Source organism: Pseudonocardia sp. ICBG162, assembly GCF_020496225.1.
In the GTDB taxonomy this organism is placed as follows: domain Bacteria; phylum Actinomycetota; class Actinomycetes; order Mycobacteriales; family Pseudonocardiaceae; genus Pseudonocardia; species Pseudonocardia alni.
This window is the reverse complement of record NZ_JAHLJD010000021.1, coordinates 1-12335: the sequence shown is the minus strand read 5'-3', so window position 1 is coordinate 12335 and position 12335 is coordinate 1. Positions and strand designations below refer to the sequence as shown.

Here is a 12335-nt window from a genome sequence, read left to right as displayed (position 1 = left end):
CACCTCGGAAACGGCGCCATGACGAGCCAGGACCGCGGGCGAGGTCGGGCGGCCGGGCGCGGCTCCCCCGAGGGTGCACCCGGCCGCCGTGTGCGGTTCGGCGCGGGGCTCGACCGTGCACCGCACCCAGGGCGGGTGCCCGCTGGCGGCGCGGCTACTCGCTGAGCCACGATCAGGGGCGTGGACCTCACGCCTTTGCAGCGGGCGACGCTGCACCGCCTCGTCGACGGCGGGCAGGGCCCGGAGTCGCAGCCCCGTGTCGCACTACGGTGGCTCCGCCGGTACGGGCTCGTGGACGCGGACGGCTGGCCGACCGACGAGGGGCGGGCGTACCTCGCGGAGCTGCACGAGCAGCGGCGGCGGACGGAGCAGCTCCAGGCGGAGCACCGGCGGCGGCAGGCTGACCCGCTGTCGGGCATGCGGGACGCGATCCGGCGGTGGAAGGCCGACGAGCGTGACGGGTGACGGGCCTTCCGCGGAGGAGCTGACCGACGCTGCGGTCGCGCGGATCCAGGCGGTGTGTGACGCCGAGCGGATGCGGTACGAGGAGGTCGTCGCACGCGACCCGTCAGTGAAGGCCGCGATGGAGGGCGGCTACGGCGACGAGCTGTCGGCGTGCGTGCACGCGGTGCGGGACTCCTACCTCGCGGAGGGGATCTCCCGGGAGCGGGCGGCGCAGGCGTCGGAGTCCTGGCTGATGATCAAGTCCGGGGTACGGGGTGACCTCGCGTTCGGCGACGAGATCCTGGCCGATTTCGCGTCGGGGAAGCTCCGGCGCGGTGGCAGAGGTATGGGCGCCACCTACAATGACCGGCGTGAGTGATGAGACCGCGCCGCAGGACGTCCCGACCGTGCGAACCCGGGTGGCCGCGTTGGGCGATCGGCTCGCGATGCACTTCGAGGCCGGGCGCGTTCGCCTCGATGGCATTCAAGTAGCCGACCTGGACACACCAGCCCCGGAGGGCACCCGCATCGTCATCGCCGGCAGCTGAGGGCATCCGGCCCGGCCATGCCCTGGGACAGACGCTCCCGGGCTCAGCTCTTCGCCCGTCTACTCCCCTGCACACCGGTCTGTCCCCTGACGCGGGGGCGCTGCCGCAAGTGATGCGCGGCAACGAACACTCACGTCCTAGATCTATCTGACTGGATCGCCTACCCTCCTACGTATCAACGAATGGACGGTCGGATGAGGGCTGGGACTCGCCGCCGGCGTGCACCGATAGGCGTGGTCGCCGGCGCTGTCGCGTTGCTCGTGGCCGTGCTCCCCGCCGAGGAGTCGCCGATCGCGGTGACGCGATCGGCGACAGTCGGCGTCGACCGGTCCCCGGCCGTGGCCGCCGCGGCCGTGCGGGCGGCGGTCCCGCTGGGCGGCCTGGAGGTCCCGGATCCGCTCGCTCCGGACTCGGGTGGTCGTGTCACCAGCGTGCGCCAGTGGGAGCAACAGCGCCGCCCGCAGCTGCTGAAGGCCTTTCAGAACAATGTCTACGGCACCTCGCTGCCCGCACCGACGAAGACGACGTTCTCCGAGGACAGCGGCGGGGGCAGCGGGTCGGCCAAGAAGATCACGATCACGGTGACCGGGCCTGAGGGCACGGCGAGCTTCACGCTGCGGCTGTTCACCCCGTCGTCGGGCAAGCCGAAGGGCACGTTCCTGCTCATCGACCACCGGGGTTCGGTGGGAGATGACCCGGGTTCGGGGGGCTACGCCCCGGTCTCGGCGATCACCGGTGACGGCTACGCCCTGGCCGCGCTGAACGCCGACGAGGTCGCCCCCGACGACGCGGGCTCCTATCGCAACGGTGTGATCAACGCGTTCTACCCCGCCGGACAGGACCTCCCGGCCAACGCGGGCCGCACGATCAGTGCGTGGGCGTGGGGCGCCAGCCGAGCGATGGACTACCTGCAGACCGACCCCGACATCGACCCGAGCAAGGTCGCGGTGATCGGGCACTCCCGCGGCGGGAAGGCCTCGCTGTGGGCCGGGGCCCAGGACCCACGGTTCCCGGTGGTCATCTCGAACAACTCCGGCTCCACCGGCGCGAAGCTCGCCCGCCGCGACTCCTCGGGCGAGTCGATCTCGGCGATCAACTCCCAGTTCCCGCACTGGTTCCCCGAGACCTACAAGCGTTTCGACGGCAACGCCGACGCCCTGCCGGTGGATCAGAACGAGCTGCTCGCGCTGATCGCGCCGGGTCGGGTCGTGGTCGCCTCGGCCGCGGACGACGGCAACGCCGACCCGCAGGGCGAGTTCCTGTCCTACCTCGGTGCCGCCCCGGTCTATGAGCTCTACGGGCTCGGGGAGACCGGTTTGTCCTCGGCGAACTGGCCGCCGGCCACGGGGAAGGGCTTCCGCGGCCCGGGGATGAGCTATCACCTGCGATCCGGGGGGCACGGGCTTGAAGACGCCGACTGGCAGATCTACCTGGGCAGCAACCTGTTCACGCGCTGATCAGCGGCGTCGTGTCGCAGTAGCGGTCGCCGGCGCGGCCGCGGCGCTGCTCCTCGTCGGGTGCACGGCCCCATCCCCCGTCGACGCCCCCGGAGCGCCGCCCCCGCCTGCCAGGCAGGCGTTCGATCCCCCGACGGCGTTCGGGTCCGCCGCGTTGTCCCTCGGCGGGGACACCGGACTCCCGGCCCCGCAGGTCCTCGACGGCGTCTATGGCTGGTCGTTGTCCGACACCGGCCTGACCCGGGTCGACCTGACCTCGGGTGAGGCCATCGTGGGCGGTTTCCCCCAGGCCCCGCTGTTCAGCGGACTGGATGTGTCCCGGGCGACCGCGATCGGTGCCCCGCCGGTCCTCGGCGCCCCGGTGCTGGCAGACCTGCCCGAGGGCCGTCGGGTCCTGGCGGCCTGGCCGGTCGAGCAGCCCGGCCAGGGCACCACCCCGGCCCGCCGCGGCATCGAGCTGGTCGCCGCGGATCCGGGCACCGCCCGCACGCTGTCCTCCATCACCGTCCCTCTGCCTCCCGAGTGGCTCGAGGAGTCGCTGACAGGCTTCACGGTCTCGGTCGCCGGCGTGGTCGGGACCACGGCCATCGTGAGCGCCTCGACCTCCGCCACCGCCCACACCGCCGCGGTCGACCTGGCAGGGGGAACCCTGCGATGGTCCGCGCCCGGCGCCGCTGCTGTGCTCGTCGGCGAGAGCACCGTCGCCGTCGAGGCTCGCGACCTCGTCGAGCGTGAACTGCGCGGCCTCAGCATCGGCGACGGCAGCACCCGCTGGGCCGGGCTCACGGGCAGCGCGGTGTGGCCGGTCGGCCGAGCTCGGATGCTGGTCGACCTGAGCAGCCTGTCGCGTCCGGCCGGAGGCAGTCGGGTCGTGGAGATCGCGACCGGGCGGCCGGTCGACAGTCCGCTCAACGGCCAGCCGGGCTGGTCCTGCCGCTCCGACGACCAGGCCCTCACGATCTGCTCGCTCGCTCCCTACATCGGGACCGACGCCGTCCTCGGGTTCGACGCCGCCGGCGTCGAGCTGTGGCGGATCACCCGTGACTCGGGACGGGTCCCACCGACGGTCACCACCGCCTGGCACGGCATGGTCTACGGCTACACCGACGTCGGACCGCTGGTCCTCGACGGCCGGACCGGCCAGGACAGGGTCGCCTCCGCGGCGGCGGCTCCGCTGCTGGTCAACGAGTACTTCGCGGTGGGGCCCGACGCCCCGGCGACGCCCGAACAGCGGCCGAATTACCGTCATCCGTCGCGGCTGGTCGCGAGTCCCACTGCCGGATGAGTGGGCAGGTCAGGGGCGGTCCGTGCGCTCGGTGTGTCCGGGCGTCGGCATGGCCCGCAGATCAGCGACGACCTGCTCCAGCGCTCGGCGGGTCGCCGGCCGGAGGTGACCGATGGCCCGGACGAGGTCGGCGATGTCTGCCTGCCGCACGACCTGCAGCACTTCGAGTTCCTCGGTGCTGACCTGGGCGTAGGGGTCGTCGAGCAGGTAGCTGACGGGCACCTGGAAGAACCGGGCGATGTCCTCCAGGGTTGCCTTCGACGGGTTGGTGGTGCGCCCGAGGCGCAGGTGGTTGAGCGTCCCGCGCGACACCGATCCGCCGGAGGCCCGGATGCCTGCGACCACCTCGTCGAGAGTGGTGGGCCGACCTTGCGACTCCAGCGTGCTGAACAGGTAGTTCAGCTTGTCCGCCAGAGATCGCGAGCCCGCGGAGTTCCCTTGCGCCACCACCCTGCCCCCTCATCTGGCCCGCTCCCGAGCCCCGGAGAGGCCGACGGTAGTTCTACCGCCCAGCGGGGCCATCCCGACGCAGGGACGCCGCAACCCGATCGGAGCGCTGTCTGATCAGCTGTTCGCGAGTGTTGTTCGCTTAGTGGGCGGGATCGGACCCTGGGTGTCCGGCGTGTTGCTGTTCGTGACATGGTCGGGCGCCGACTATGAACGATGCCGACTCTGCAGCCGCCGCGCCCGGGCCGCGCCGTCTGACCCAGGTCTTCGCGCTTCGAGAGTTCCGTGCGCTGTGGTCGGCTGAGGTCGTTTCGATCCTGGGCGACCAGCTCGCTCGGGTGACGTTCTCGGTACTGGTCTACGACCGCACGAGCTCGGCAGCCCTGTCGGCGACCGTGTACGCGTTGACCTTCCTGCCCGCGCTCCTCGGCGGCGCGTTGCTGGGATGGGTCGCCGACCGATACCCCCGCCGCCGGGTCATGATCGGCAGCGACCTCGCCCGCGCGGCACTGGTCGCACCGATGGCGTGGCCAGGCCTCCCCCTACCCGTGCTGTGTGCCCTGATCGTGGTCATGGTGCTGCTGGGCTCCCCGCACTCGGCGGCGCAGGGAGCGTTGCTGCCCGAGATCCTGCGCGGCGACCTGCTCGAACGCGGGTACGCCGTTCGCCAGGTGACGGGGCAGATCGCGCAGGTCGCCGGGTTCGCGACCGGCGGCGCACTGCTGGCTCTGCTGAGTCCGCAGACCGCTCTGCTGGCGAACGCCGGGACCTTCGTCCTCTCAGCTGCCGTGCTGACCGCCGGGGTCACGGCTCGGGCGGCGCCCGCTGCTGCCGAGGCCGGCGAGGTCCGTTCCTGGCGGCGTGACATCGCCGACGGGGCGCACACGGTGTTCGCCGATCCCTCGCGTCGCACGTTGGCCCTCGTCGTCTGGATGTCCGGGACCTACATCGCCCCTGAGGGGGTGGCTGCTCCGTACGCCGCGCAGCTGGGCGCTGGTCCGGTCGCCGTCGGGATCCTGCTGGCAGCCATCCCGGCCGGCAGCGTCGTCGGGGCAATCGTCTTCGCCCGTTGGGTCCCCCAGGGGGCCCGGGAGCGCTGGATGCTCCCGCTTGCGGGGGTCGCGGGGGTCCCCCTGATGGTGAGCGCGATCGCGACGTCGGTAGTTGCGGTCGCCACGCTGTGGGCGCTCAGCGGAGCGGCCGTGGCCGCCGCATTGATCCAGGCTCAGGCTGGCTTCGTGCGCCGGACTCCCGCCAAGGCGCGGGGGCGCGCGACCGGGCTTGCCGCCGCCGGCCTGATCGGAGCGCAGGGTATCGGCCTTCTCGCAGCCGGGTTGCTCGCCGAGTGGTCCTCCCCCGGCGTTGCAGTGGCGGTCACCGCCGCCGTCGCCGGGGTCGGGCTCGCGGCCTTGGCGGTGTCAGGGTCGGCCCGAGCGCTGTGAGCGGTGGGGTTGCCGAGGACTTTCCACTCGGGCTCCCCACCGCCTCACCGTCGTCGTGCTTCGCACTTTCACCGCCTGGCCGTCACCAGTGCAGACCTCAGATCCACACACGGTTACGCATCACGTGACCTCTCCTCTCTTACTTGTTTCGACCAGAACCGCGTCACCAGTTCCAGTTACGCATTCATCCTCCTACCTAGTCGTTCGACCGGACGATCCCAACCGTTCACCAGTTCCAGTTGCGCACGAGCCCTCTCCTCTCTCCTCTCCAATACCCAAGAATCGTCGAGTCACCAGTTCCAGTTGCGCACGAGCCATCCCCCTTCACGCGATACCTACCAGCGGAATGCATTCACCAGTTCCAGTTGCGCACTGCACACTCCCTCCCATAGCCACAAGAACAGGCCACTCCACGTTCACCAGTTCCAGTTGCGCACTCAAACCCCTCCTTCGCATAGGACATACGGGCCCATCGACAGCGCCATCACCAGTTCCAGTTACGCATTACCCGCACCTTCCTTTCTATTTCACTCGCCATGACCCAACCGCATTTCACCAGTTCCAGTTACGCATCTCGCCACCTCCAATCGTCACGACTGCCCATCGACTCCAGTTCACCAGTCCCAATTACGCACGTTCACCAGATCCCATCTCGTTGAGCCCCGCTTCCGTCGCCTGCTTCATTCGCCTGCTTCATTCACCAGTTCCAGTTGCGCATTACAGCCCCTTTCAATAGAATCCGACCCCTTTACGCTCAGACTCTTTCCTCATCACCAGTTCCAGTTACGCACAGCTCCCCCTCTCGTCGTGGCAACTTCCGCCGGGTTACTACAAATGGCCTAGCTGAGGCGCAGCTCTGTCGACCACACCCGCGTCCGAGGTCGCCCCGGCTCGCGACGGCCTCGACAGGGTAGGCGAGAAACATCGTTACGTCAGCGCCGTAGTTGATCTTGATCGCCAGTTCTGAGCCCTCCCGGCGACCAGCGGATGGATGAGAGCGACACAACTGAGCTGGGATGCAACCGCTCGCCGCCGTCTATGCTGAGACGGGAAAAAACGATCTACGATTCGAGGATTCTCGTGACCTCATCCACCGCGCGACACGCCGACCGGAGCATCCTCCGGTCAAGGCTGTCGGCGTGGCGGCTCTGGTCACTTCCGCCTCGCGTTCGGGCGTTACTTGTCGCAGTCGAACTCGCAGCTGTGTGCCTAGTCACTGTCGACATCGTCATTCACGGCGCTCCCCGTGGGCTGTCAGTGTGGCTGACCGCGGGTGCGCTGGTGGTCCTCAGTGGCGTGCACGCCGAGATCTCACTACGCGCTGAGCGACTGCGCCGCCGCATCGCAGAGACCAGGTATATCGACCTGAGTTCGGTGTGGACATTCGCGGGTGCGTTGTTGCTGCCGCCACTGTTGGCAGCGTGCACCGTGATCGTCAGTTATACCCATCTGTACTTCCGCGTCTTTCGGCCCGCCGGGACCCCTCCCCATCGACAGTTCTACTCGACGTCCACCGTCGTGTTGGCCGTCTATCTGGTCGCAGCGGTCCGACTAGGCTTCGACGGGTCGAACTCATGGTTTGCGATCGTTGAGATCGCGGCGTGTCTAGCGGTTTACACTGGCACGAACATGTTGCTCGTCATGAGCGTTATCCGCTTGGCTCAGCCCGGGAGCAAGTTCTTGACGATCCTGGCCGGTGGCGAGATCGCACTGGAGACCGCCACGCTGAGTCTTGGCGCAATCGTGGCCTACGCGGTGATGCCGGACCATCTTCCGCTCGTGGTGCTGCTGATTCCTGCGCTCGTTCTGATGGAGCAGACCACTCTCATCAGGCAGCTCGAGAGACGGGCGTCGACGGATGCGAAAACCGGTCTGCTGAACGCGGAGGGTTGGCGCTCGCAGGCGCTGCAGCTGCTGGACGCGGCGGAGCGTGACCGCTCCAACGTCGGCGTCCTGATCCTCGACCTCGACTACTTCAAGGAGGTCAACGACCGCTACGGGCACCTGGTCGGTGACGCGGTGCTCCGCGCGGTCGCCGAGGTGATCGAGGCCGAGATCCGTGATCGCGACGCCGCCGGACGCTTCGGCGGGGAGGAGTTCGTCATCGCCCTGGCCGGGGTGCGGTGGCCGGCCGACCGCGACGGTGGAGCGGTCCGTGAGGTGGGAGAGCGGATTCGTCGGAGGATCGAGGCTCTGACGGTCGACGTCGACGGCGACGAGGCTCCCCCGATGCAGGTCTCCGCTCTCACCGCCTCGATCGGGGCCGCGGTCTACCCGGAGGCCGGCCGCGATCTCGACGCTGTGCTCGCGGCCGCGGACGAGGCGCTCTACGCGGCGAAGAACGCCGGGCGGAACCGGGTCCTCGTCAGCCACGGCCCCACTCCGCCTCCGCCTGCCTCTCCCCCGCCCGGCCCGTCGGTGCCGTCGCCGCGCCCTGGAGCATGAGGGCGTGCGCAGAGACGACGCGGGCGGTGCCGGACAGGTGAACGACGCGGGCTTTCTGCGGCAGTCGGCGGAATTCGTGTCTCACGCCAGCGCGGGGGGCGCGCGGCGCACGGCGCGTCAGGTGCTCGGGGCGTGGGAGCGCTGGTGTCGCCGCGAGGGCTCCGATCCGCTGGTTCTGGATCGCACGGCCATACGGGCGTTCCTGGCCACGGCCCCGGTCGGCCATACCTACCGGGACCGGGAGCGCGCCGAGACGGTCCTGGAGCAGTTCCGGTCGACGGTTGCCGACGACGCAGCCATGCAATCGAGCACCTCCTCGGAGGCCTCGGCGGTGTTGCCGAGTCCTGCCTCCTCCGCCGCCCCCGATGGTGCCCTTCAACCCACGGCGCTGATCTGGCTGCTCGACACCGCGGAGGTGATCGACGCGCCGATCCTGGGTCTGTCGCTTCTCGTCGCAGTGAACGGGCTCGGGGTGGGCGAGGCTCTGAGCCTGGACGTCGAGCACGTCGCGTCGACCGACAGCCTGCCCGTGGTTCGCCTGCCTCGACGGTGGGGGCGACGGTCGGTGGTCCCGCTCGCGGCGGCGACCGCCGCGGCCCTGACGCAGTGCACCGCCGGACGTTCGGAGGGACCGCTGCTGCGCGCGCTGGACGCCGGCGAGCGGCTCTCGTCGGTGGAGGCGGCCCAGCGGTTCACTGCGGTCGCGGCGGCGGTCGGCCTGGACCGGCAGGTGACGCCGGCGGCGTTGGAGCAGACCTTCGTCTCGCTCGCGCTGAGCGCCGGTGTACCGATCTCGGCCCTGGCACACGCCCTCGGGGACGTCGACGGTCGCACCGACCACTCCCATCACGCTGCCTTTGCCATCTGCAACTACTTGGCGTCACATGATCCGTTGCGCTTCGTGTAAGCGGTTGGACTCACTGGGTGACGGGGTGCTCCAATGGCTAGTCCCACAACGCGCGATGTGTTGTATTCGCAGCGTCATGCTGCTGGGTGAGCGCGGCAAGGGCTCAGCGGGCGAGAAGCATTCACGGAGGCTGCGTAGGTGGCGGCACGCAACAGCTAGCAGCTCAGCGGAGCTGCCGCCTCGTCACCGGTCGGCGCGGAGCTGACCTGGTGGGGCGCGGTGCTGCCGCGGGCAGGCCAGCTGGTCGTAGCCGATCCCCTTCTGCCCCGACCGCTGATGACGGCACTGCTGTCCGACGCTGCCGACGACGTGTCCGCCACCGGGCCGCGGCGGGCGCGCCTCGTCGTGGTCTCGCTGCTGGCTGGCGGAGGGCTCGCCGCAGCTGTCGTGATGGCGACCGAGGCGCTGCAGGTGCTTCTGCTGGTCACCGCTGCAGTCGGCTTCGTGGTCTGGTCGAGCCGGATGAGCAGCCGGGAGCACGCGGTCCGGGAGCGGGAAGGTGCGCGCCCGCTGTTCGCGGTGCGTCCCAGCGTCGGAGAGCCGACCTGGGAGCTGCTCGCCCATCTCGACAGTCGGCAGGCCGCCCGGCCCGACGATGCCTTCTGTGCCGCCGCTCGTCACCTGCTGTGGCGGGTCGCGCACGTGAGCCCGCGCAGCGACGCCGCGATCGCACGTCTGACCGAATGGGCTCGTGACGGTGATCTGTCCTCCACCGACCAGCTGTGGGCTGCGGCTGAGGACCTGACCATGTTGGCCGTCGCCTCGCCACGGGACGTGCGCCGGTCGGTGCCCCAGCTCGCCGTTCTGTTCCGCTACGAGTCCGGCGCAACCCGCTGACGGTCCGGCTCCTGGCCGATGCCGCTCCCCTGCGCAGTGTCTTCGGCTTCGGTGCTCTGGAGGTGTCGCAGGAAGGGCTCGACCAGTCGCCCGTGTCGCAGCTGTGTGGAGACCTCGGTCTGTAGGCGTGCTTCGGCCAGGAGCTCGCCGGTACGGGGTGGCGGTTCGGCGTCGAGGACCTGGAACGTCGCGTCCGGACCGTCGCCGCGCCCGCCCCGTAGGGCCCAGGCCAGCCAGCTGGCCTCGGCCAGCGCCGCCCGGCGGTCGGGGGAGGTGCCGGAGCCGTGCTCGCGGGCGAAGTCGACCGCTGCGGACACCACGTGGGTGGGGACCCCGCTGAGCAGGGCGCGTGTCGTGTCCCAGATGACGACCATCCGCGCGTAGAGCGCCGCGTCCGGGCGATCCCGCAGCAGGCTCGGCCGGGCGATGGCCTCGCTCTGTTGCCAGCTCGGCACTGCCGAGACCAGGACACCTTCGAGCCGGCGCAGCCGGAGGAACAGGATGGCGGCCCGGACCTGCTCGATGACCGGCTGCAGCGGGCCGCTCAGGCGGGTGGCGACGAGCCCGAGGCCGAGCAGGGTCGCGCAGCAGAGCAGGACGACGTCGCTCGCGGCGAGCGCCCCCTGGGCTACCGGGCTGGCGGCGGGGTGCAGCTGCAGCGCGGCGAGCACCGCGAGGGCGGCGAAGGCAGCCACGAACAGTGCGGCGGACAGCCGCAGGGTCGTCTGCATGGCGGTGCTGGGGATGTAGCGCAGCACCCGTCGGCCGTGTCCGATCAGCACCGCGGTGCCGACCATCGGCCAGACCAGGGTCAGACCGGTGAGCATGACGAGCTGGGGGTAGCAGCTCCCGCCGGTGCGAGGCTCGACGAGGGGGAGCAGGGCCCCGTCGACGAGCAGGAGGATCTGGCCGAGCAGAACACCGCCTCCGGCAGCGATCGGTGAGATCGCGTAGAGGCGGCGCGACAGCGCTGTTGCCGTGGTGAACAGTCCGGTCCCTGCCAGCCCGATCGCGACGAGGATCCCGGCGGCGAGGTAGGCCCGCGCCGTCGGTGTCCCGGGGCTGGGTACAGCACCCAGTAGCGCGGCGACACCGGCGAAGAGGGCTGCGACGGTGATCCCCACCGCGGGCTGCGTTCGCCGGCGCAGTCCCAGCACCGCGGCCAGCAGAAGCGTGGCCGCAGCGATGAGGCTCAGGGTCACTACGGGCAGGCTGATCTCGCCGGGCCCGGACGGGTCCGGTGCGCATCCCGGACCGTCGGGTCATCGCCCAGGCTCGCCAGACCTGCGAGGTCTGACTTGACAATCGCGAGACCCGACGGGACGGGACGTGCTGACCGGCGATGGGGTTGTGCGCCACGAGCGCTGTAGTGACCGACCGGCAGCCGCGTCCTCCCGGAGCGCTCACCCCGCCCCGACGGGAGGAACACAGATGCACCAGCCGACCACGACCACGACCACGACCAGCGCAAACCTGCCCGATGACACCGACCCTGAGGCTCCGACCCGCTGGGCCGGAGTGGACTGGTCCTGGTCCGATCAGGCGGTCTGCGTCGTCGACGACACCGGCGCCGCCGTCGAACGGTTCACCGTCCCGAACACCACCACCGGGCTGTCCACGATGGTCACAACCCTCCACCGCCACCGAGTCACCGGCGTCGCGATCGAACGCGGCGACGGCCCGGTCGTGGCCGCGCTGCTCGCCGCCGGCCTGACGGTGTTCGTGATCGTCGCCCGCCAGGTCAGCGCCCTGCGCACCCGCTACTCCACCGCCGGGAACAAGGACGACCGCTTCGACGCCTACCTGCTCGCCGACGTCCTGCGCACAGACCGCCGCCGCCTCATCCCGCTCACCGTCGACACCGACGCCACCGTCGGCTTGCGCATGCTCATCCGCACCCGCGCCGACCTGGTCAAGGCTCGCGTCGCCGCGCACAACCAGCTCCGCGCGCACCTGCAACTCGCCCACCCCGGCGCGGTGGGGCTGTTCCACGAAGCGCACCTGCAACTCGCCCACCCCGGCGCGGTGGGGCTGTTCCACGAACTCGCCGGGACGGTCTCGCTCGCGTTCCTCGAGCGGTTCCCCACCCCGCGCCACGCGGCCTGGCTCTCGGAGAAGCGCCTCGCGACCTGGCTGCGCAGCGCCCGCTACACCCGCTCCAACACCCGCACCGCGGCCCAGCTGCTCGACCACCTGCGCCAGGCCCCGCCCGGACACCCCGACGGGCCCGCAGCCGACTCCGCGCAGGTCATCACGACCCAGCTGGTCGCCTTGCTGCGCAGCCTCAAAGAGCGAATCACCATCATCGAGACCCACATCGAACAGGCTCTGGACGCCCACACCGACGGTGCTGTGTTCACCAGCCTGCCCCGTTCCGGGCGCGTCCGCGCCGCGACCCTGCTCGCCGAGATTGGCGACGCCCGCGGCCGCTACCCCACCGACGACGCGCTCGCCGCTGCAGCCGGGATCTCCCCCTCGACCCGAGCATCCGGCCGGGTCGCACTACGTCGCGTTCCGCCGCGG

12 protein-coding genes are annotated in these 12335 nt (G+C 70.5%); 10 read left to right on the top strand and 2 right to left on the bottom strand.

Features of this window, described 5'->3' with window-relative positions; genetic code table 11:
- The first annotated feature begins 180 nt into the window (after positions 1–180).
- The 5 genes from KPL60_RS21040 (at position 181) to KPL60_RS21020 (ending at position 3734) form a co-directional block, all read left to right on the top strand.
- Complete coding sequence (locus KPL60_RS21040; RefSeq protein ID WP_226366929.1) at positions 181–465, top strand: hypothetical protein; 285 nt, start codon at positions 181–183, stop codon at positions 463–465.
- Positions 455–823, top strand: coding sequence for a hypothetical protein (locus KPL60_RS21035; protein WP_226366928.1), 369 nt, complete (start codon positions 455–457; stop codon positions 821–823). The genes KPL60_RS21040 and KPL60_RS21035 overlap by 11 nt, the downstream gene beginning before the upstream one ends.
- Positions 816–992, top strand: a complete 177-nt coding sequence (locus KPL60_RS21030; RefSeq protein ID WP_226366927.1) for a hypothetical protein — start codon at positions 816–818, stop codon at positions 990–992. The genes KPL60_RS21035 and KPL60_RS21030 overlap by 8 nt, the downstream gene beginning before the upstream one ends.
- Before the next feature lie 233 nt (positions 993–1225).
- Entirely contained in the window at positions 1226–2449 is a 1224-nt protein-coding gene (locus tag KPL60_RS21025) for an acetylxylan esterase (protein WP_226366924.1), read from the top strand.
- Positions 2450–2603: 154 nt separating this feature from the next.
- Positions 2604–3734 carry a hypothetical protein gene (locus KPL60_RS21020; protein ID WP_226366923.1) on the top strand — a complete coding sequence of 377 codons (1131 nt, stop codon included), beginning with the start codon at positions 2604–2606 and terminating at the stop codon, positions 3732–3734.
- 9 nt (positions 3735–3743) lie between these two features.
- On the opposite strand, the gene KPL60_RS21015 is transcribed toward KPL60_RS21020, so the two are convergent.
- Entirely contained in the window at positions 3744–4184 is a 441-nt protein-coding gene (locus KPL60_RS21015; RefSeq protein WP_226366922.1) for a helix-turn-helix domain-containing protein, read from the bottom strand.
- A 206-nt stretch (positions 4185–4390) separates the two neighbouring features.
- On the opposite strand from KPL60_RS21015, the gene KPL60_RS21010 reads away from it, so the two are divergent.
- The 4 genes from KPL60_RS21010 (at position 4391) to KPL60_RS20995 (ending at position 9812) form a co-directional block, all read left to right on the top strand.
- A complete protein-coding gene (locus KPL60_RS21010) occupies positions 4391–5623 on the top strand; it encodes an MFS transporter (RefSeq protein ID WP_226366921.1) in 1233 nt (410 codons plus the stop codon).
- Between the two features lie 1296 nt (positions 5624–6919).
- Positions 6920–8068: a GGDEF domain-containing protein gene (locus KPL60_RS21005; RefSeq protein WP_226366920.1), complete on the top strand. Its 1149-nt coding sequence runs from the start codon at positions 6920–6922 to the stop codon at positions 8066–8068.
- 4 nt (positions 8069–8072) lie between these two features.
- Complete coding sequence (locus KPL60_RS21000; protein ID WP_226366919.1) at positions 8073–8975, top strand: hypothetical protein; 903 nt, start codon at positions 8073–8075, stop codon at positions 8973–8975.
- A 276-nt stretch (positions 8976–9251) separates the two neighbouring features.
- Complete coding sequence (locus tag KPL60_RS20995) at positions 9252–9812, top strand: hypothetical protein (protein WP_226366918.1); 561 nt, start codon at positions 9252–9254, stop codon at positions 9810–9812.
- Here the strand turns inward: KPL60_RS20995 and KPL60_RS20990 are convergent.
- The gene (locus KPL60_RS20990) at positions 9788–11014 is read right to left on the bottom strand and encodes a DUF6545 domain-containing protein (RefSeq protein WP_226366917.1); all 1227 of its coding nucleotides are present in this window, start codon (positions 11012–11014) and stop codon (positions 9788–9790) included. The two genes, KPL60_RS20995 and KPL60_RS20990, sit on opposite strands and share 25 nt — an antisense overlap.
- A 229-nt stretch (positions 11015–11243) precedes the next feature.
- Between KPL60_RS20990 and KPL60_RS20985 the strand changes: the two genes are divergently transcribed.
- A partial coding sequence (locus tag KPL60_RS20985) for an IS110 family transposase (RefSeq protein ID WP_226366926.1) occupies positions 11244–12335 on the top strand: 1092 nt, incomplete at its 3' end.

Bases quoted from the DNA above. Each gene is read 5' to 3' on its own strand.
- KPL60_RS21010 (WP_226366921.1), top strand. From the start codon at position 4,391: ATGAACGATGCCGACTCTGCAGCCGCCGCGCCCGGGCCGCGCCGTCTG.
- KPL60_RS20995 (WP_226366918.1), top strand. From the start codon at position 9,252: ATGACGGCACTGCTGTCCGACGCTGCCGACGACGTGTCCGCCACCGGG.